Origin of the sequence: Variovorax sp. V93 (assembly GCF_041154485.1) — a bacterium.
Taxonomy (GTDB): Bacteria; Pseudomonadota; Gammaproteobacteria; order Burkholderiales; family Burkholderiaceae_C; genus Variovorax; species Variovorax beijingensis_A.
The window spans coordinates 1,174,997-1,193,385 of sequence record NZ_AP028670.1; the positions used below are offsets into that span (position 1 = coordinate 1,174,997).

An 18,389-nucleotide genomic window follows, 5' to 3' on the forward strand; every position below is an offset into this window, starting at 1 on the left:
TGCGGTCGTTCACGATCGACCGGTCGTGGCCGAATTCTGCCTGCTGATCTAGTCGGGCAATTGCTCCGCGCCGGCGCGCTGCGAGGGACGAAAGCGCATCGTCATCGCTCATCGAGCGTCACACCAACAAGGAGGCCGGGTGGATCAAGGTGTTCAAAAGAAGGCATTCGTACTATCGCGCGCACCGCACGCAGCTCCTTCGGCTCTCTTGATCGCGACGGCGATGCTGATTGCCGCGTGCGGCGGCGGGGGTGGCGGCGCTGCTCTTCCGATCGTCGGCATTCCGCCCGCGAATGGCGGCGCGCCCAATCCGGACGATGGCAACCCTAGCGGCTACCCACATGCATCGGAACCCATCGGCACGGTACGCCAGATCTACGACGGCGCACTTTCCCCCGACTTGGCTGTCAACACCTATCGCAACATCGATCGGCTGTTTCCGACGCGCACCATCGAACCCGGCGCCACGCCCTCTGCACTGCCCTCGGCGGGCTCGCGGCTCACGCAGGTGAGCTTCATGGTAGACGCAGCGACATACAGCCTCGCCGAGTTCATGTCGGTGAATCGTGTGGCGGGCCTGCTCATTCTGAAGGACGGCAAGATCGCCGATGAGACTTACCAGTACGGCAACACGCAGCGGACGCGTTGGATGTCGATGTCGGTGGCCAAATCGATTACCTCGACGCTGATCGGCGCGGCCGTGAAGGACGGCTACATCGCCAGCATCGATGACCCGGTCATCAAATACGTGCCGCGGCTGGCGGGCAGTGCCTATGACGGCGTGACGGTGCGCAACGTGATGATGATGGCATCGGGTGCCCGTTGGACCAACGACGGAAGCTCACGGAACAATCCCGCCATAAACGCAGGCATTGTTTTCCACGCCGCCGCGAGCGCGTCGCAGGCCTTGCCGGATCTGACCTGTGACGCCCTGTGAGCCGCGCCGAGCAGCATGTGCCGTGTCATGGACCGCCGAACTGGAACGCCCTTGTAAGAGGGCAATCGCCCTCGTCGCCCTCAAAAGACCCCGAATACCTTCAACAAGATGATGACGCCGATGGGCACGCCGCATAGCCAAAGGATGATGCTTTTCATGTGACTTCCTCGGTGGTGGGTATGCTGTCACGGTAGCCAGCGTCACCTCGGTTGGCGAAGGGAAAAAACGGCCCTTGCAGTAGGAAAACGTCCGCGCCGGTGATCGCCGACGGTTTGCGCCGGGATCATGCAGATGCTTCGTCCGGATGTGTCGAGCGAGTCACGGAATGGCGCTCCGCCTGCCGCTGTTGCAGATTCGGTCAACACCTACAAGCCTCGTCATTAGGAGACGACGCCGGGAGCCCTGCGGCACGCGACCATAGCTCGCAAGGCTGCGCCGCGGCGGCCTGGACGGTTTTGTTTCTGTTCCGCATCAAGCAACACCAAGGAGCAAATCATGGCCAATGGCAGCCTTTTGCGTCGCGCCGACCAACCTTGTGCTGATCGCGTTCCTTTTGCCGATGTGCCGGCCGATGAGCAGGCGGTCGATGTGTTGAGCGAACTGCTCGAACACGCGCGCGACGGCGAACACGGCTTTCGCACCTGTGCCCGAGAGGTGCCTTCTGCATCAAGCCTGAGGCAGTCGTTCAACCGGCGCGCTTCGCAGTACCACGAGGCCTGCGATGACTTGGAACGAATGATTCGGCGCCATGGAGGCTCGCCCATCGAGTGTGGTACGACCGGGGCGACCATCCACCGGGGGTGGGTGCGGGTGAAAGGAGCCATCGGTGCCAACAGTGAGTTGTCACTGCTTGACGACTGCGAACGTAGCGAAGAGGCAGCCGTCGCACTCTACCGCGAGGCGATGCAACGAAACCTGCCACCCGACGTCCGCGACCTGGTCGAGCGCCAGGCTGCAAGCGCGCAGCAAAGCCAAGATCAGCTCCGGGTGCTGCGCGGCGAAATCCGCCTAGGCGCGTGACGAAGACAGTCCGGTGCGTGTCGTCGATGCAATCGTAGAACTAGTTCCACTCCCCGAATTTCGAAGCATCGATGTGGCTCAGCCGCTGCTCGACAGTCTGGCCGAAGAATCGGGCGAGCTGGCGCGTTTGGCGGTTGGTCCATTGGCAGGCGTCGAGACGCTGAGCTCGTCAACGCGATGACGAATGCGGCCATCGAGACGGTGGTCGATACCAACGACCGACCCTTCGTCCGCTCCGATCGTGGTGCTCACTGTCGCTGGCCTGGTTGGCGATCGCGGATCGGTGACGCCAAGCTGGTTCGCTCGATGGCTCTCAAGGGGTGCTCGCCTGACAACGCGGCGTGCGAAGGCTTCTTCGGCCGGAGGGCGCCACGGTCGACTCCCTTGGCTCTCTCAGCCATGTCGAATACCGGCAAGTCTCGGACTTGCGACGTAACGCAGTCCAACTTTTTATCCGTATCCCCTCGGGTCAGAGATTGAGCGTGCTCGGCCTCGAAAGCGTCCGGAGTTAGGGCAAGGATCTCGACAGAAGGATTGCGTAGGTTGACTTGGAACACCTCGTCGCAGTCGAGGACCTGCATGGCTCCATCGGCCGGAAGCGTGAACCCGCGTATACCTGCCGAGATTCGCGGCAGTGCAGTTTCCTTCATGGTCGAAGGTCGCGTCGAGGCAACGACAGAGGTTGTGCTCGAATGTCTGGTCTTGGCCGACTGTAGCCGGACAGACTGTAGGCGCAAGGGGCCTTTGCTGCCAGTCTTCCCCTCCAGAGCGGTTATCGGAAATCAAGGGGGTGGCGATTGGGGCTCACGCCGGGCCATCTTCCGGGGCGGGGGCGCCTTGGCGTCCGTTCAAGTCGAGGGGGATCTGTTCGCGCAAGCCGCGTCTTCCCCTAGACTGAACAAGGTTCGCTCCGAGTTGGGATCGCACTTGGGCCGCTTGTTGCGGAGCGGGGCGTCGGGTATACCACTCACTTGACTATGGATCCGCTCTTCAAGAAAGCCATCGCGCAAGGAGTTGCGGGGATGGCCGTATTCGTTGCCTTCATTTTCCTGCCCGCGGGCACGTGGCAATACTGGCAGGGCTGGCTCTTTATCGCAGTCTTTGCCGCCTCGACCATCGGCTTCACCGTCTATCTCGCCCTCCACGACAGGCCGCTTCTCGAACGCCGCATGAATGCCGGACCACAGCATGAGAAAGAATGGCCGCAGAAGATCATCGTGTCGCTCATCATCCTCGCGTTTTTCATTTTCATCATCCTGCCTTCACTCGACTACCGATTTGGCGTCTCGCCGGTGCCCGCATATCTCTCCTTTGTCGGGAACGTCGTGATCGTATTGTCATTCCTCTTTATTTTCTGGGTCCTGAAGGTCAATAGTTATGCAGCAGCCAACATCAGCGTCGCGGACGATCAAAAGGTGATCGACAGCGGCCCCTACGCTTATGTGCGTCATCCCATGTACGCTGGCGCGCTCTGGCTTTTCATCGGAATGCCGCTTGCACTCGGCTCATGGCTCACGCTCTGTCTCGTCCCGCTCATTCTGCCGGTGCTTGTCTGGCGGCTTCTTGATGAGGAAAAAATCTTGCGCCGCGATCTTCCCGGATACAACGAATATGCGAGCCAGGTGCGTCATCGTCTCATTCCCTATGTCTGGTAGGAAATGGGGCAGCCGTTTACTGGAACTGGCCGACCGTAGCCGGTCGCACCCTCGAAGCTTTGGGCCCATCGCCGACCTTCCGCTTGCTCCAAAAGAGACTTCGACCAGGAAGACCGTGCTCAAGAGGCGCTCTGCCAACGATCTCACTCGGCGCAGTTCAGCATCCACTGGACACCGAAACGATCGGTCAATTTGCCGTAGTAGTCGCCCCAGGGCTGGATGCCCAAGGGGGTTGTGATTGTTCCGTCGGCACCCAGGGCCTGGAAGAGTTTGTTCGTGGCACCTCGGTCGTCCATCGCGAGCAAGTGCGCGGAGCCCCGCATCGGTTCGGCGTCTTCGTTGTCCGAGGCATAGAAGAGCAGGCCTGGTCCCTCGAACTTCGCGTGCATGACCTTGCCGCGCATGGCCTCGTTCTTCACGGGCATGCTATCGACTCCGTAGCGCAGAACCTCGACGACACGGCCAAGACCGCACTCCGTATAGAAGGCCAGAGCCTGATCACAGTTTGTGGTGAAGAACAGATAGTTCGAGAGTTGCATGATGGTGTACTTGGATGCGAATGGAGCCACGACACTGTCTGCTACCACCCGGTAGACCGTGTTGCTGCCCCGGGCGTGTCAGGCTGAAGCAGCCCCTTCACTGAGCTGCGCATTGGTGAGGGCTGCCCCGGCAATGCCCCAGGCCCCGTCCACCGCGTGCACGACGTTGACCCATATGCGCTCCTTCGGGTGGTGCTCGCCAGACAGCTCATGAATGATGCTCGTGGCCTCTTCGATATAGCCGACTTGCACATCCCGACTGGCGAACGCGAAGGATGGGACCTTCCATTCCACGAAGGCCACGGAGGCCTCCTTGGATCCGGAATACGTGTGTTCCTTCGGCAAGACGTGGATCGAGCCAACGATGTTGGGCGCCATCGCCTCGTTTCCCGCCAGGCCGTGCCACTTGAGCATGGCATCGGACAGTCGGCTGAAGGCGGCTTTTTCCTGGCCTTTGGGGAGAACGCCCTCGGTGAGGGTGAGGGTAAGTGGCATGGGTACTCCAAGTAGAAAGAACGGCATCGACTCACACGCTGCGATCTGCAGGGCATTTCAAGTAACGACCGTTATTCGATAATACATAACGATCGTGTTTTGAACAACTACAATTGTTGGCTTCACATGTCGAAGGAGCTTCTTGTGTCAAGGTCCGAGCAGAAGGTGCAGACGCGGCAACGCATCCTGGAGGGCGCAGGTCGCGGGTTCCGCAAGGCTGGATTCGGCGGGATCGGGGTGGACGGCCTGGCGAAGGAAGCAGGCCTGACATCGGGTGCCTTTTACGTGCATTTCGACTCAAAGGCCCACGCATTCCGGGAATCGGTCGCACAGGGCATGGCCGAGTTGCGGGGTGGCGTGCTGTACTTCCAAGAAAAGCACGGACGCGCTTGGTGGCCGGAGTTTGTGCGCTTCTACCTCGGTGCCAAGCGCACGTGCGACTTGTCAGAGAGTTGCACGCTGCAGACGATGCCGGCGGAAGTGGCGCGATCGGACGAAGCCTCCCGTACAACGTTTGAGACGGCATTGCGCGACGTTGCACAGGCGATCATCGATGGTCCCGCCTCACCAGGTGCGCCACGGGACGTGGGAGCCGCTTGCGCCGCCCTCTCTTCGCTTGCGGGCGCTGTCACGCTCGCACGTGCTGTCGGGAGCGGCGCCTTCGCGGACCAGATCGCTGCAGGGACGGAACACGCATTGCTCGGTGCGCCAAGCGGAAAGATTTCGGTCAAGAAAGCCGCTTGAGCGTGGCTTGTAAGGTCGTCTTGGTGATTGTCCTCATGCCGCGAGTTCAGCAGAGCTGAACGAATGTTGTGAACGCGTCCTTCGCCGGATCATGGAAAACATACACCGCCGCCTCGTCATGAAAGTAGTCGGCCACAGGAAACTGCCCCAGGAAAACCAAAGGGCCAGCATCTCCGATGGGCCACGCTGGAGCCTGCAACCAGCGCGGGGGCTGCTTGGCGTACTTAAACAGTTCCAGGATTCTCTGACGCAGCCATGCCTTTCTCTGTTTGGAAGGCAGGGGTGGTGCGGCATCGAGTAATGAGGCAAGGAACTTGACGTCCGCGCCGAGCCGGCGCGGCTGGGCATCGAGCAGCAGCGCATATTCCGCCGTTGCGGTCCCGGCCAGCGCCGTCTCCACTCCGTGCTTCTGGAGCAACGAGACCAGTACGTTCTGTGCGTTGAGCACGTGGCCCGGGTCGCTGAAGTCGAGCCCGATCAGGTAGTGGAACAGCGTCGTCCCCGTTTGGCAAAATCGAGGAGCGCTCTCTGCCGAGAGCAAGGTTTCAATGTCCGGATCGTTGTAGAGCTGTTGCTCGAACTCGGACACCGGGGTTTTGCCAGAGGCGAAGTCGCTCAATCGTTGCAGGGCTTCAGTTGATGGAGGCATTCTCGAAGGCTTCTAGATTGGCAAGCGCCGCGAACGAGCGGTCTCGCGGGACCCGTGGCAACTGGCTGAATGATGGCATGTGGCCGAATTCAGCCGCGCAGCTGCAACGCCCAAAATATGGCCAACATCCAGTTTTTTCCGATCGCTATCCTGCGCGGCATCGGCAGGCGCGATTCAGTTAATGATCTCTCCCATGCCTGCGCGTACGCGCTCCTTCAACTGCAGGATGTATTCCGCGTCAAAGAGTTCCCAGGTCTCCAGTTCGCCGACGATACGAAGCGGCTCCCGGCTGCGGTAGGAGCGTGTGGGATTGCCCGGAAACTTCTTGTCGGTGACGTTGGGGTCGTCCTCGAAGGCGCCTGTCGGTTCGACGATGTAGACGCGGCGACGACCGTCGCCCTTCGCCATTTCGGCAGCCAGCCCGGCGCCTTTGGGCCAGGCGGTGAAGTAGATGTGGTTCATCACGACGTCGCCGTCGTAGTTTGAGCGGAAGCCTGCGGTGAGCAGGTCGCCCACCTGGAGGTCCGCCCGCGTTCCGTGGAAGTAAGGGCCGGTGTCCAAGACAGCCATCGCAAGTCGCTCCTCTGCAGAAACGAAAAGCCGCGGAGTTTACTCGGGTGGATGTTCACATAGGCCGTGTGAGCGAGGGCCCCGTTTCGGGTGCAGCAGGGCGTCTTTGAAAGACAGCTCCTGGCCAGCTCGCCCGCTTGTGGGTGCGAATGCAAGAAGCGTCCGCCTTTGACCACTTCAGCCTGCAACTTCTTGAACGCACAGGCGCAGAAGCGGCGTCCTGTTTCTCCATGAGGCTACGTGCAGCGTGCAGCGTGCAGGTGCGGAAGTCCGCAGTTGGCCGAGTCGGGAACGGGTCATTGGTCATGCCCACGAAGCCCTCGGCAGTATCCCCGTGAGCTGGTGCACGAGACCAGAAGAGTCCCATCGCATCAACCCCTTGGTATGAGCCCGAAGTGGGAGCTGAACCCCTAGAACGCGAATTGCAAAGGCCGCGCCGACGAGACAAGTCTCAGGCAGCGTGTCGAACTTCATCGGCCGTTCAGTCATATCGCACGATGTCGTAGCCTTCCTCCGCCGATGGCGCGACGAAGTGACTGGTTATTTCGTCGAATTCCGCGTCCGTCGTTTCAAACGGATGCTCTCCCGAGAGGTTGCGAATGCGCAGGCGCGCCTTGCAGACTTCGTCGGGAACATCCAGGTAGTGCAAGCGATGGGCGGCCCCGGCCTTCTCGAAGACGCCGCGGCCCCATCCTCTTGCTGCGACGGTGTTCGAGGGGAAATCGAATACGACGGACGTGCCGGCCGCGAGCAGCGCCTCGACGTGGCCCGACATCGCTTCACGCAATCTGCCGGCACAGCGAAGGTAATCCGCGAGGGCATGAATCTCGTTCGGGTAAAGACGCGCGAGCCAATCGTCCTCGCTGATGAGAACCGTCTTCGGCTGCGCTGCGAGGTGCCTGGTGAGCGTCGACTTTCCGGAGGCGATCTTCCCGCAGACCATATGCAGGACCCCTGGCAAGGAGGAGGCGGCGGCGGCCGTCCGCGAAGTTTCGGTTTCGAGCATTCCAATCTCCAGTAACTCTGAGGAGCCCAGGAGACAGAAAAAAACCCGCCTCGTGGGGCGGGTTGCTTTGGCGACTCGGGCCGCGCGCTAACCCACCATCCTTCGGATGGTGCGAATAATCGACGCGAGCTGCGAACAAGCCATTGGAGGGCAAAGATAGCGAGTTCCGGAGGGCTCGGCAATCCGTTCGAGGCGCTGATGCTCTTCCACGCGGGCGCGAGGCCGGTCCAGCGCGCATGGACGGAGCAATTTGGCGCCGCCGCCGTGCTGTGCGCGGCGCTGCCGCTGTGGAACATGTGCGCCGGCACCGTCAGTCACCTAGCACCTGCCGCAGCGACCCGTTGCACGGCCCGACCACTGCGCCGGGATGCAACGGTGCCGGCCCGCGCGCTGTTCGACCTTGTAGCAATGCAGCGGGAAAACCCGCGGCCGGCAGCCCGCGCGATGCGCGAAAGAGCCCCTGGAAGGCTGCATTGCGCGTGGCATGGAGATTGCCCTTGACTCCCGTGAAGGCATGCCCGCATGGCACGCCCGAGCCGCTATCCACACCCACGAGGAGACATCCCATGCAATTGAAGCTCTTGAACGCGCTCATGGCCATCGGCCTGGCCGCGGCCGGCGGCGCCGGCGCGCAAGTCACGGACAAGATGATCCAGTCCGAAGCCACGGCAAACGGCAACGTCCTGACCTGGGGGGTCAATACCCAGGGCCAGCGCTACTCGCCGCTGAAGCAGGTCAACACCGGCACCGTGTCCCGGCTCGCGCCGGCATGGGCCTTCTCCTTCGGCGGGGAGAAGCAGCGCGGCCAGGAGGCGCAGCCCGTGATCCACAACGGCAAGATGTTCGTCACCGCCTCGTACTCGCGCATCTACGCCCTCGACGCCACCACCGGCAAGAAGCTGTGGAAGTACGAGCACCGCCTGCCCGAGGGCATCATGCCCTGCTGCGACGTGGTCAACCGCGGCGCGGCGCTGTACGACAACCTGGTGATCTTCGCCACGCTCGATGCGCAGCTGGTGGCGCTCGACCAGAACACCGGCAACGTGGTCTGGAAGGAGAAGATCGACGACTACGCGGCCGGCTACTCGGCCACCGCGGCGCCGATCATCGCCAACGGCCTGATCCTCACGGGGGTGTCGGGCGGCGAGTTCGGCATCGTCGGCCGCGTCGAGGCGCGCGACGCCAAAACGGGCAGCATGGTGTGGTCGCGCCCCACGGTGGAAGGCCACATGGGCTACACCTACGACAACGACGGCAACAAGAAGGAGGCGGGCGTCTCGGGCACCGTCAACAAGAGCTGGCCGGGCGACCTCTGGAAGACCGGCGGCGCTGCCACCTGGCTGGGCGGCACCTACGACAGCAAGACCGGCCTGGCCTACTTCGGCACCGGCAATCCGGCGCCGTGGAACAGCCACCTGCGCAAGGGCGACAACCTGTTCTCGTGCTCGACCGTGGCCATCGACGTGAAGACCGGCCAGATCAAGTGGCACTACCAGAACACGCCCAGCGACAGCTGGGACTTCGACGGCGTGAACGAGTTCGTCACCTTCGACATGGACGGCCGGCGCGTGGGTGGCAAGGCCGACCGCAACGGCTACTTCTACGTGAACGACGCCACCACCGGCCAGCTGCTCAACGCCTTTCCCTTCGTGAGGAAGACGACCTGGGCCGACGGCATCGACCTGAAGACCGGCCGCCCGAACTTCGTGGCCGACAACCGCCCGGGCGATCCGGTCGCGGGCGGCGACGGCAAGAAGGGCAGCTCGGTCTTCGCCGCGCCGGGCTTCCTGGGCGGCAAGAACCAGATGCCGATGGCCTACAGCCCCGACACCAAGATGTTCTACGTGCCCGCCAACGAATGGGGCATGGACATCTGGAACGAACCCGTGGCCTACAAGAAGGGCGCGGCCTACCTCGGCTCGGGCTTCACCATCAAGCCGCTCAACGAGGACTACATCGGCGCGCTGCGCGCGATCGATCCCAAGAGCGGAAAGATCGCCTGGGAGATCAAGAACGGCGCGCCGCTGTGGGGCGGCGTGCTCACCACCGGCGGCAACCTGGTGTTCTGGGGCACGCCCGAGGGCTACCTGAAGGCCGCCGATGCCAAGACCGGCAAGGTGCTGTGGGAGTTCCAGACCGGCTCGGGCGTGGTCGCGCCGCCGGTCACCTGGCAGCAGGGCGGCGAGCAGTACGTGGCCGTGGTCTCGGGCTGGGGCGGCGCGGTGCCGCTGTGGGGCGGCGAGGTGGCGAAGAAGGTCAACCTGCTGGAGCAGGGCGGCATGGTGTGGGTCTTCAAGATCCCTTCCGCCGGTACTGCGCGCACCGCCCGGGCGGGCGAGGCCCGCGTGGCGTCCAACTGAAGGAGGCGGCATGACGGATCGCAACAGCGAAGGAGGCCGCGGCGCCTCCCGCCGGGAGTTCGTCGGCCGCGCGGCCGGCGGCGCCTGCCTGCTGGCGGCGCTGCCGGTGCGCGTGCTGGCCGCGCCGCCGCGCGCCGAGGAAAGCGACGAGACGGCCGTGCAGCTGGGCTACAGGCACGACACGAAGAGCGTCGACAAGAAGAAGTACCCGCGCCACGCGGCCACGCAGGAGTGCGTGAACTGCGCCATGTGGCAGGGCACGCCCTCCGATGCCTGGGCGGGCTGCGCGATGTTCGGCCGCAAGCAGATCGCGGCCAAGGGCTGGTGCCAGGCCTGGGCGCCCAAGCCCGCCTGATCGCCGCAGCTACGGCATCGGCCGCCGCGCGGCCGGCTCGATCCGCAGGCCGGGCGTGGCCTCCCACCGCCCGGCCTTGTCGACCCACAGCGCATCGACCTGCCATTGGCGTGCGACCTGCCGCGCCTGCGCGGGGCCGGCGACGAAGAACACCTTGGTGAGCGCGTCGGCCAGCGCGCCGCTGGGCGCCGCGACGGTCACGGCCGACAGGGCCGGCGGCGAGTAGCCCGTGTGCGGATCGACGATGTGGTGGTGCCGGCGGTCGGGGCTGAAGAAGGTCTGGCTGTCGGCCGAGGTGGCCACGCAGCGCCCGTCGGCCAGCAGCCGTGCGATCAGCGCGGATTCGGCCTGCGGGTCGGCAATGCCGAGCGACCAGGCCTGCGTGCCGCCGCGCAGCCCGAGCGGCGCGAACTCGCCGGCATCGACCAGCGCATGCCGGATGCCGCACGCCGCCAGCGCCTCGCGCACGCGGTCCGCCGCAAAGCCCTGCGCGATGCCGTTGAGCGTCACCGCCATGCCCCGCGCGTCGAAGCGCACCAGCCGGTGCCGCACGTCGAGTGCGCGCCAGTCGACCCGTGCGCGCGCCGCCGCCACTTCCTGCGCGTCCGGCAGCCGGCCTTCGCGCTGTGCGGCGGCGAAGGCCTCCCACAGCGGCTGCACCGTGATGTCGAAGGCGCCGCGGCTCTCGCGCGAGACCTCGTGCGCGATGCGCAGCACCGCGAGCAACTCCTGCGGCGGCGAGGCCAGCCGGCCCTCGCGGTTCAGCCGCGAGAGCGCGCTGGCGGGATCGAACAGGCTCATCTGCGCCTCGATGCGGCGCAGCAGCGCCACGCCCTCGTCGAGCGCGCGTTCCACGACCGCCTCGCGTTCGTGCCCGGCCTGCAGGCTCAGCGCGGTGCCGAAGCCCAGCAGGTCGCGCCGGCCCCAGTGCAGCGCGGTGACGGCCGGCGCCAGGGCCGTGCCGCCGGCCAGCGCGCCCAGGCCGAGCGACAGGCGCAGCAGCTGGCGCCGCTTCATGCCGCGCTCCGGCCGACGGTGGTGGCGACCGCCGCGCGCACCGGGATCACCCGCTGGCGCCCGCGCGCGATCAGCGGCGCGCAGCGCTCGGGGCTGTCGTGGATGGCCACGCAGTCCAGGCACTGGAAGCACTCGCCGTAGACGATCGCGCCGTCGGGCTTGATCGCCTGGTACTCGCAGCGGTGCCGGCAGGTCTGGCAGGGTGTGCCGCATTCGGCGCGGCGCGGAATCCACTTCAGCAGCCGCGCCTGCCCGAGCAGCTTGAGCCCCGCGCCGAGCGGGCACAGGTAGCGGCAGAAGCCCTTGTAGAGCACCAGGTTCAGCAGCACCAGGCCGCCCGCCCAGGCCACGAAGGGCCAGGCGCGCACGAAGTTCAGCGTGATCGCAGTCTTGAAGGGCTCGATCTCCACCGCCCGGTCGGTCCAGGCGGGCGAGAGCGCCGCCAGCACGAGGATGACGGCCAGCACCGCGTACTTGACCCGCTTGAGCCGCGCATCGAGGTCGCGGTGCAGCCGCAGGCGCCTGCCCAGGCCGAGGCGCCGCGCGAGCTGCGCCGCCAGCTCCTGCAGCGCGCCGAAGGGGCAGAGCCAGCCGCAGAAGGTGCCGCGTCCCCAGACCACCAGCGTGAGCGCGACGAAGGCCCACAGGGCCACGCTCATCGGGTCGTACATCAGGAAAGCCAATGAGCGCCCGGCTGCCAGCGCCTGGATCGCGGCGGTGAGGTGGACGATCGAGAGCTGGCCCTGCGCGAACCAGCCGATGAAGACCAGCGTGAAGACCAGGTAGCCGGTGCGAAATCGCGCCAGCCGCGCGGGCGTGGCGACGATCCAGCGCGGCCGCGCCAGCACCACCGCCAGCAGCGCCAGCGCGCCCGCGAGCACCGCCAGTTCCCAGGCGCGCGCCTGCCACACGGCCAGCCAGCCCCGGGCCTCGCCCTGCGGCGCGATCACCTGGTCGGGCGGCAGCCGGTAGGGCAGGGCGAAGTCGCGGCTCACCCGCTCGCCATAGAGCATGCCCTTCTCGCGCGTCACGCGCAGCGCGAAGTCCAGCGGCCGGGCCGGGTCCAGGCCGGCCGGCCCGATGACGCGGAACACCTTGGCATCGGCGCGCCGCAGCGCGGCCGGCAGCCGCAGCGGATCGTCCAGGTCGAGGTCGCGCAGCTCCAGCGGCAGCTCGCCCTGCCGGAGCGTCAGGCGGTCCGGCACCGCGCCGCGCACGAAGTTGTCGCCCACGAAGGTGTAGCGGCCGGTGGCGATCGCCAGCAGCGCATGATCGCCTTCGTCGATGCGGCCGAGCAGGTGCTGCCAGCCCGCTTCCGACAACAGGTTGCGGCCCACGGCCGGGACGTTCAGGTAGGCCAGGTACAGCTCGCTGAAGGTCTCGCCGGAGGCCGCGCCGGTGCCGTCCGCCTCATCGACACCCGTGCCTGCGAAGGCCCGTTCCACCTGGCCGCGCGAGAGCCGCACGCGCTGCACCAGCCCGGCCTGCAGCAGCGCCTCCCAGTCCATCGGCCGGAAGCCGTCGTGCCGCACGCGCGCCAACAGGGCCGGGTCGCTGCCGGCGGCAAAGCCGAGCCGCGCGCGCGCCACCCGCAGCGCGGACGCCAGCAGGCTCTGGTGGAGGATGCGCACCGACGCGGTGGCCTTCGCGACCCCGTCGATGTAGGCGTTGGCGCTGCCGTGCTGCTCGCCACGGTTGGCGTTGGAGCCGATCTTGAGGTTCTGCCGCAGCGACAGGCCCTTGTACTGCTCGGCGAAGCGCAGCAGCGGCCCCTCGCCCAGCCCCTCGAGGAACACCGGCTCGTGGTGCGAGAGCACGCGCACGTCGAGGAAGGCGCCCTTCGCATCCAGCGCCACCAGCAGGTTGATCGGCGTGCCCGAGAAGCCGGGGAGTGGCGCCAAGTCGATCGACTCGAAGACGTAGCCCGCGAGCACCGGGCTGGTCATGTCCTGCTTGAAGATCGGCCAGACTGGCAGCTGCGCGTCCTTCTCGCCCACGGTCCACGGCGGCGGGAAATGCCGCTGCAGCGCGGCACGCGTCATCACGCCCGCCTGCGCCGCCAGCGCCGTGCCCATCAGCAGCACCGCCGCCAGGAGGCGCCGCCCGGTCACAGCGAGATCTCCATGCCGTCGTAGGCCACCTCGATGCCATGGCGCTCGAGCTCCTGGCGCTGTGCGCTCGCGGCATCGAGGATCGGATTGCTGTTGTTGATGTGGGTCAGCACCTTGCGCCGCGCCGGCGTGGCCCGCAGCGCGTCCACCATGCCGGCGCGCGGGCCGGTGCCGGTCTGCGGCAGGTGGCCCATGTCGCTGGCGCTGCGGGTGCCCAGGCCGGCGTGGCGCATCTCGTCGTCGGTCCAGAAGGTGCCGTCGAGCAGCAGGCAGTCGGCCTCGTGCATCCAGCGCAGTTCCTCGGGACCGATCTCGGCCAGGCCCGGCGCATAGAAGAGGCGCCGCCCGCCCTGCAGGTCCTCGATCAGCAGCGCGATGTTGTCGCCCACCGCCTGTCCGCGGCGGTGCGGCGAATAGGGCGGCGCCTTGCCGGGAATGGCCACCGCGGTGAAGCGCAGCGAGGGAAAGCCGGCCACGCCGAAGTCGACGCGCGTCTGCGTGCCGGCCACCGCCAGCATGTGCCAGCGCGTGCCGCAGTAGTGCTCCAGCACGCCGAGCACGGGGAAGGAGGTGGTCAGGTCCTCGAACACGCAGGGCGTGGCATAGAGGTCGATGCGCGGCCCTTCGCGCAGCCCGAGCAGCCCGGCGACGTGGTCGATCTGCGCGTCCATCAGCACCACCGCCTTGATCGGCGTGTCGCGCAGGCCGCGGCGCGGATGCAGCTGGGGGTGGCTGCGAATCTGCTGGCCGATGTCTGGCGAGGCGTTGAGCAGCACCCACGATTCGCCGTCGGCGGAGACGGCGACGGAGCTTTGCGTGCGCGCGCAGGCATCGAGCACGCCTTGGCGCTGGCCCGCGCACAGCCGACAGTTGCAGTTCCATTGCGGAAAGCCGCCGCCCGCGCCGGAGCCGAGGACCAGGACTTTCATGAATCCTCGAACGCGGGGGCCGGCCGTTGCATGAAGTCTCCTCGAGTGGGCTGTACGGGCGGCATGGCGCAAGTCGCATGCCTGCGCGGCGCGCTGCGCGAAGCGCGCCGCAGGCACGGGATTGCCCTGGGATACCCCGAGAAAACGGCCCGGAAAAAGCGCCCCCCGCGCGAACTGCTCCAGGCTGGTACAGCACCGTGCGACGCTGGCACAGGGTTTCCCCCGGGCCCTCGCATGGCCTGTGTCAGTCGGCCTTGTTCCAGCGCAGCTTGCGGTAGATGGTGTTGCGGCTGATGCCCAGGCGCTTGGAGGCGACCGAGATGTTGCCGTCGGCCGCCGCAAGGGCGCTGCGGATCATCTCGATCTCGGCTTCCCCGAGCGTGCGCGGGGCGCTCGGGTCGGCAGCGGGCGATGGTTCGGCGGCTTGCGCGGCTTGCGGCGCTTGCTCGGCCACGGCGGCGTAGGCTGTCTGCATCGGAGCGGGGTCCGGTGCGAAAGAGGGCGCCGGTGCCGGTGCCGGTGTTGCGGCCTGGGGGCGCGCGCGCCGCACATCCTCCAGGAAGTCGTCCGACAAGTGGTGCTCGAAGATGTGGCTTTCGCCCGCGGCCATCACGGCGGCGGTGCGCAGCACGTTGGCCAGCTGGCGCAGGTTGCCGGGCCAGGCATAGGCCTTGAAGAGCGCGAGAACCGAGGCCTCGATCCCGGGCGTGTCTTGCGGGCATTCGGCCAGCAGGATGCGCCGCGCCACCACGTCCAGGTCGCTGCGCTCGCGCAGCGCGGGCAGCCGCACCACCAGGCCGTTGAGGCGGTAGTACAGGTCTTCGCGGAAGGTGCCCGCATCGATCATCTCGCGCAGGTTGCGGTGGGTGGCGCCGATTACCGCGATGTCCACCGGAATCGACTTGAGGCTGCCCAGCGGCGTGACGTTGCGCTCCTGCAGCACCCGCAGCAGCCGCGCCTGCAGCGCCAGCGGCATGTCGCCGATCTCGTCCAGGAACAGCGTGCCGCCGTTGGCCTGCACGATGCGCCCGACCGCGCCCTTGCGGCGCGCGCCGGTGAAGGCGCCGTCCTCGTAGCCGAACAGCTCGGCCTCGATCAGCGATTCGGGGATGGACGCGCAATTGACCGCCACGAAGGGCTGCCGGGCGCGGTTCGAGTCCTGGTGCACGGCGCGTGCGAGCAGCTCCTTGCCGGTGCCGGTCTCGCCGAGGATGAGCAGCGGAATGTCGCGGTTGATGACGCGCCGCACCTTCTGCAGCGTGGCCGCGATCTGCGCGTCGCCGGTGTCGAGGTAGCGCAGGCCGGAGAAGGGGACCTGCGCCGACGGGCAGGGCGGCCGCGCGGCCGCGGCGGCGGTATCGTGGGCGGGCGTGGACATGCGCGCTTCCACCGAGGTCACGGGCATGTCCAGCACCACCGCGCGCTGCGGCCCGTTGAAGCGGGCGCTGACGTGGAACTGCTGCCCGTTGGCCGCGTGCAGCATCATCGGCGTGGGCAGCGGCGCGCGGAAGTGGTCGAACACGGCCGAGGCCGTGATGCCGAACAGGCTCGGCAGGCTCTGCATGCGCAGCGCGGCAATGCTCATGTCGAGCTGGTCCAGCGCGCTGCGGTTGGCGCCCAGGATCTTGCCGTCCGCGCCCACCACGATGATCCCTTCGAGCAGCGTGCCGATGAACTCCGCGCGGCCATGGAAGTGCAGCCGCAGGCGGTTGCCGTAGTCGTCCGACAACCACTGGTTCTCGATCATGCGTGCCGACATGCGCACCAGGCCCATGGTGTGCTGGTGGTAGGAGCGCTGGTCGCCCGTCACGTCGAGCACGCCCAGCATCTCGCCGCGCGGATCGAAGATCGGTGCGGCCGAGCAGGTGAGGAAGTTGTTGGCGTGGATGAAGTGCTCGCCGCCATGCACGACCGTCGGCGTCTCCTCGACCAGCGTGGTGCCGATGGCGTTCGTGCCCTTGGAATGCTCGGCCCAGCTCACGCCCGGCGTGAGCGCCACCTTGTTGGCGCGCTGCAGGAACCGGTCGTCGCCGACGGAGTGCAGGATGGTGCCGGTGGTGTCGGCCAGCACGATCATGCTGTCGGTGTCGACGATCTGCTCGAGCAGCATCTCCATCACCGGCGCCGCATGCGTGAACAGCCGCTGGTTGCGCTCGCGCGCCACCGCGAGGTCGCTGCGCCGCAGCGGGTCGAAGTCCGGCCGCTCCACGCGCGACAGGCCCAGCGCGGCGCAGCGCTCGTGCCACTGCTGGATCAGTTCGCTGCGGCCGGCTCGGGGAGGCGCGACGGCCAGCGCCGACGGCGGGGTCCAGCCATGGGGAGGGCTGGCTGGGGCATGAAAGGCATCAACCATCTGCTGTCTCCTGGCCCGCTTCTTTGGTGCGGGCGACTTGTCTCTGGCCAGTTCGAATGCTGTTCACTGGTCGCTTCATTTTGGAACACCCCTCGGGGCCAGGTGTTCCGTCCCGGCGCTGCGACGGCAAGGATGCCACAGCAACCGGCCCTTGTGGGCACCATCCGCGACCGGGACGCTACAGCACAAGGCAAGTTGTGTTCCCGCTTGAAGCAATGGCCGTTGGCATAGCGATTGCAGATTTGTGCGGGTTCCCCCATCACCACAACGGAGACCCGACATGATGAATCCCGATCCACGAACCCTGCGGCCCCTGGCCCGCGCCGTGCTGGCCGCGGCAGTGCTGGGCATGGCCCTTTCCGGCGCTGCCCGGGCCCATGGCGACGTCACGCCGCAGGCCGTCGACACCTCTTCGCTGCCGAAGCTGGGCGAGCAGTGGCGCGCCGAGAACCCGTTCCGCGGCAACAGCGGGGCCATCACGATCGGCACCTCCGCCTACAACCAGAACTGCGCGCGCTGCCATGGCATCGACGCCATCTCCGGCGGCATCGCGCCCGACCTGCGCAAGCTCGACAACGATTGCGCCTCGCTCAAGGACGCCGCGCGCAAGGCGGCCTGCGTGAAGGAGATCGACGACTTCTTCCTCACCACCGTGCGGCGCGGCCGCACGCGCAACGGCGCCGTCTACATGCCGCCGTTCGAAGGAACCATGAACCAGGAGGCGATCTGGTCGATCAAGTCGTATCTGGAGACGCGGCGCGACAAGCCGATGTGAGCCGCGGCCATGCACACATCTCCTCCTTCTTCTTCTTTCCCGCGGCTCTCGCGCCGCGCCTGCCTGCAGTGGGCCGCGGCAGCCGGCGTGGCCGCGCTCGCCGGCACGGTACGCGCGGGCGCGCTCGACCGGATCCGCGCGCGGGGCACGCTGAGCGTGGCGATCTACCAGGACATGCCGCCGTTCCACGTGGCCGGCCAGGGCATCGACATCGAGCTGGCGCGCGCGCTGGCCGGCGCACTCGACGTGAAGCTCTCGCTGCTGCCCTTCCTGGCCGACGAGAACATGGGCGACGACCTGCGCAACATGGTGTGGCGCGGCCATTACCTGGGCTTCGGCCCGGCCGACGCGCTGCTGCACGTGCCGGTCGACCGCCCGCTGATGGACGAGACGCCGCAGGCGCTCATCTTCGCGCCGTACTACCGCGAGCGCGTGGTGCTCGCGCGGCGGCTCGACCGCCTGCCGCAGCTGGACACGCTCTCGGCGCTCGGCGATGCGAAGGTGGCCGTGTCCGGCAAGACGCTCGCGGGCTGGCTCATGATCGGCGCCGACAACGGCGCCTACCGCGACCAGCTCGACACCCAGCCCAAGGACGGCGCCGAGGCCGCGCGCGCCCTGCAGCGCGGCGAAGTGGCCGCGGCCGCGGGGCTCGCATCGGAGATCGAATCGGTGCTGCGCGGCGACGCGCGCTTTGCCATTGCGCCGCTGCCCTCGCCGCGCATCCAGCGCAACGGCTGGGCGGTGGGCATGGCAGTCAAGAAGGACGCAACCGACCTGGCGCAGGCGCTGCAGGCCAGCGTCAACGCACTGGTCCAGAGCGGGCGGCTGCGCACGATGTTCGAAGGAGGAAACGTCGCCTGGCAGGCGCCGTGAA

The 18,389-nt window shown here is 66.8% G+C and carries 18 protein-coding genes and 1 pseudogene; 9 read left to right on the forward strand and 10 right to left on the reverse strand.

What is annotated here, in order from left to right; translation table 11 throughout:
• Nucleotides 1-139: 139 nt before the first annotated feature.
• From ACAM54_RS31625 to ACAM54_RS31640, 4 genes and pseudogenes are all read left to right on the forward strand, one after another.
• Entirely contained in the window at nt 140-937 is a 798-nt protein-coding gene (locus ACAM54_RS31625; RefSeq protein WP_369651086.1) for a serine hydrolase, read from the forward strand.
• Nucleotides 938-1,432: 495 nt separating this feature from the next.
• Entirely contained in the window at nt 1,433-1,957 is a 525-nt protein-coding gene (locus tag ACAM54_RS31630; RefSeq protein ID WP_369651085.1) for a PA2169 family four-helix-bundle protein, read from the forward strand.
• Between the two features lie 135 nt (nt 1,958-2,092).
• Nucleotides 2,093-2,320 (forward strand): annotated as a pseudogene (locus ACAM54_RS31635) (IS3 family transposase); the annotation flags it as partial.
• Between the two features lie 659 nt (nt 2,321-2,979).
• A complete protein-coding gene (locus tag ACAM54_RS31640; protein WP_369651084.1) occupies nt 2,980-3,612 on the forward strand; it encodes an isoprenylcysteine carboxylmethyltransferase family protein in 633 nt (210 codons plus the stop codon).
• Nucleotides 3,613-3,755: 143 nt separating this feature from the next.
• Here the strand turns inward: ACAM54_RS31640 and ACAM54_RS31645 are convergent, their stop codons facing one another.
• Nucleotides 3,756-4,151, reverse strand: a complete 396-nt coding sequence (locus ACAM54_RS31645) for a VOC family protein (RefSeq protein WP_369651083.1) — start codon at nt 4,149-4,151, stop codon at nt 3,756-3,758.
• A 78-nt stretch (nt 4,152-4,229) separates the two neighbouring features.
• Nucleotides 4,230-4,646: a 4-oxalocrotonate tautomerase gene (locus ACAM54_RS31650; RefSeq protein WP_369651082.1), complete on the reverse strand. Its 417-nt coding sequence runs from the start codon at nt 4,644-4,646 to the stop codon at nt 4,230-4,232.
• Nucleotides 4,647-4,772: 126 nt separating this feature from the next.
• Between ACAM54_RS31650 and ACAM54_RS31655 the strand changes: the two genes are divergently transcribed.
• Nucleotides 4,773-5,390, forward strand: coding sequence for a TetR/AcrR family transcriptional regulator (locus tag ACAM54_RS31655; RefSeq protein ID WP_369651861.1), 618 nt, complete (start codon nt 4,773-4,775; stop codon nt 5,388-5,390).
• Nucleotides 5,391-5,436: 46 nt separating this feature from the next.
• On the opposite strand, the gene ACAM54_RS31660 is transcribed toward ACAM54_RS31655, so the two are convergent.
• The 4 genes from ACAM54_RS31660 to ACAM54_RS31675 all read right to left on the reverse strand — a co-directional run bounded on the left by ACAM54_RS31660 (nt 5,437) and on the right by ACAM54_RS31675 (nt 7,615).
• Entirely contained in the window at nt 5,437-6,009 is a 573-nt protein-coding gene (locus tag ACAM54_RS31660) for a hypothetical protein (RefSeq protein ID WP_369651081.1), read from the reverse strand.
• A 204-nt stretch (nt 6,010-6,213) separates the two neighbouring features.
• Nucleotides 6,214-6,609: an NAD(+)--rifampin ADP-ribosyltransferase gene (gene arr / locus ACAM54_RS31665; protein WP_369651080.1), complete on the reverse strand. Its 396-nt coding sequence runs from the start codon at nt 6,607-6,609 to the stop codon at nt 6,214-6,216.
• Nucleotides 6,610-6,664: 55 nt separating this feature from the next.
• Nucleotides 6,665-6,976 carry a hypothetical protein gene (locus ACAM54_RS31670; protein WP_369651903.1) on the reverse strand — a complete coding sequence of 104 codons (312 nt, stop codon included), beginning with the start codon at nt 6,974-6,976 and terminating at the stop codon, nt 6,665-6,667.
• A gap of 114 nt (nt 6,977-7,090) precedes the next feature.
• A complete protein-coding gene (locus ACAM54_RS31675; RefSeq protein ID WP_369651078.1) occupies nt 7,091-7,615 on the reverse strand; it encodes an AAA family ATPase in 525 nt (174 codons plus the stop codon).
• Between the two features lie 566 nt (nt 7,616-8,181).
• On the opposite strand from ACAM54_RS31675, the gene ACAM54_RS31680 reads away from it, so the two are divergent.
• Entirely contained in the window at nt 8,182-9,975 is a 1,794-nt protein-coding gene (locus tag ACAM54_RS31680) for a PQQ-dependent methanol/ethanol family dehydrogenase (RefSeq protein ID WP_369651077.1), read from the forward strand.
• A gap of 10 nt (nt 9,976-9,985) precedes the next feature.
• A complete protein-coding gene (locus tag ACAM54_RS31685; RefSeq protein WP_369651076.1) occupies nt 9,986-10,330 on the forward strand; it encodes a high-potential iron-sulfur protein in 345 nt (114 codons plus the stop codon).
• A 9-nt stretch (nt 10,331-10,339) separates the two neighbouring features.
• Here the strand turns inward: ACAM54_RS31685 and ACAM54_RS31690 are convergent, their stop codons facing one another.
• The 4 genes from ACAM54_RS31690 to ACAM54_RS31705 form a co-directional block, all read right to left on the reverse strand.
• Nucleotides 10,340-11,347, reverse strand: a complete 1,008-nt coding sequence (locus ACAM54_RS31690) for an FAD:protein FMN transferase (protein WP_369651075.1) — start codon at nt 11,345-11,347, stop codon at nt 10,340-10,342.
• Nucleotides 11,344-13,458, reverse strand: a complete 2,115-nt coding sequence (locus tag ACAM54_RS31695; RefSeq protein WP_369651074.1) for a 4Fe-4S binding protein — start codon at nt 13,456-13,458, stop codon at nt 11,344-11,346. Before ACAM54_RS31695 ends, ACAM54_RS31690 begins: the two co-directional genes overlap by 4 nt.
• Nucleotides 13,455-14,387, reverse strand: coding sequence for a pyrroloquinoline quinone biosynthesis protein PqqB (gene pqqB / locus ACAM54_RS31700; protein WP_369651073.1), 933 nt, complete (start codon nt 14,385-14,387; stop codon nt 13,455-13,457). Before pqqB ends, ACAM54_RS31695 begins: the two co-directional genes overlap by 4 nt.
• A 244-nt stretch (nt 14,388-14,631) precedes the next feature.
• Complete coding sequence (locus ACAM54_RS31705; protein WP_369651072.1) at nt 14,632-16,740, reverse strand: sigma-54-dependent Fis family transcriptional regulator; 2,109 nt, start codon at nt 16,738-16,740, stop codon at nt 14,632-14,634.
• A gap of 280 nt (nt 16,741-17,020) precedes the next feature.
• On the opposite strand from ACAM54_RS31705, the gene pedF reads away from it, so the two are divergent.
• Both pedF and ACAM54_RS31715 read left to right on the forward strand, forming a co-directional pair.
• A complete protein-coding gene (pedF, locus tag ACAM54_RS31710; protein ID WP_145747756.1) occupies nt 17,021-17,515 on the forward strand; it encodes a cytochrome c-550 PedF in 495 nt (164 codons plus the stop codon).
• 9 nt (nt 17,516-17,524) lie between these two features.
• Nucleotides 17,525-18,388: a substrate-binding periplasmic protein gene (locus tag ACAM54_RS31715; protein ID WP_369651071.1), complete on the forward strand. Its 864-nt coding sequence runs from the start codon at nt 17,525-17,527 to the stop codon at nt 18,386-18,388.
• Nucleotide 18,389 lies beyond the last annotated feature (1 nt).

Bases quoted from the DNA above. Each gene is read 5' to 3' on its own strand.
- pqqB (WP_369651073.1), bottom strand. From the start codon at position 14,387: ATGAAAGTCCTGGTCCTCGGCTCCGGCGCGGGCGGCGGCTTTCCGCAA.
- ACAM54_RS31645 (WP_369651083.1), bottom strand. From the start codon at position 4,151: ATGCAACTCTCGAACTATCTGTTCTTCACCACAAACTGTGATCAGGCT.
- ACAM54_RS31640 (WP_369651084.1), top strand. From the start codon at position 2,980: ATGGCCGTATTCGTTGCCTTCATTTTCCTGCCCGCGGGCACGTGGCAA.
- ACAM54_RS31655 (WP_369651861.1), top strand. From the start codon at position 4,773: ATGTCGAAGGAGCTTCTTGTGTCAAGGTCCGAGCAGAAGGTGCAGACG.
- ACAM54_RS31685 (WP_369651076.1), top strand. From the start codon at position 9,986: ATGACGGATCGCAACAGCGAAGGAGGCCGCGGCGCCTCCCGCCGGGAG.
- ACAM54_RS31650 (WP_369651082.1), bottom strand. From the start codon at position 4,646: ATGCCACTTACCCTCACCCTCACCGAGGGCGTTCTCCCCAAAGGCCAG.
- ACAM54_RS31715 (WP_369651071.1), top strand. From the start codon at position 17,525: ATGCACACATCTCCTCCTTCTTCTTCTTTCCCGCGGCTCTCGCGCCGC.
- ACAM54_RS31705 (WP_369651072.1), bottom strand. From the start codon at position 16,740: ATGGTTGATGCCTTTCATGCCCCAGCCAGCCCTCCCCATGGCTGGACC.
- ACAM54_RS31680 (WP_369651077.1), top strand. From the start codon at position 8,182: ATGCAATTGAAGCTCTTGAACGCGCTCATGGCCATCGGCCTGGCCGCG.
- ACAM54_RS31675 (WP_369651078.1), bottom strand. From the start codon at position 7,615: ATGCTCGAAACCGAAACTTCGCGGACGGCCGCCGCCGCCTCCTCCTTG.
- ACAM54_RS31670 (WP_369651903.1), bottom strand. From the start codon at position 6,976: ATGGGACTCTTCTGGTCTCGTGCACCAGCTCACGGGGATACTGCCGAG.
- arr (WP_369651080.1), bottom strand. From the start codon at position 6,609: ATGGCTGTCTTGGACACCGGCCCTTACTTCCACGGAACGCGGGCGGAC.
- pedF (WP_145747756.1), top strand. From the start codon at position 17,021: ATGATGAATCCCGATCCACGAACCCTGCGGCCCCTGGCCCGCGCCGTG.
- ACAM54_RS31690 (WP_369651075.1), bottom strand. From the start codon at position 11,347: ATGAAGCGGCGCCAGCTGCTGCGCCTGTCGCTCGGCCTGGGCGCGCTG.
- ACAM54_RS31630 (WP_369651085.1), top strand. From the start codon at position 1,433: ATGGCCAATGGCAGCCTTTTGCGTCGCGCCGACCAACCTTGTGCTGAT.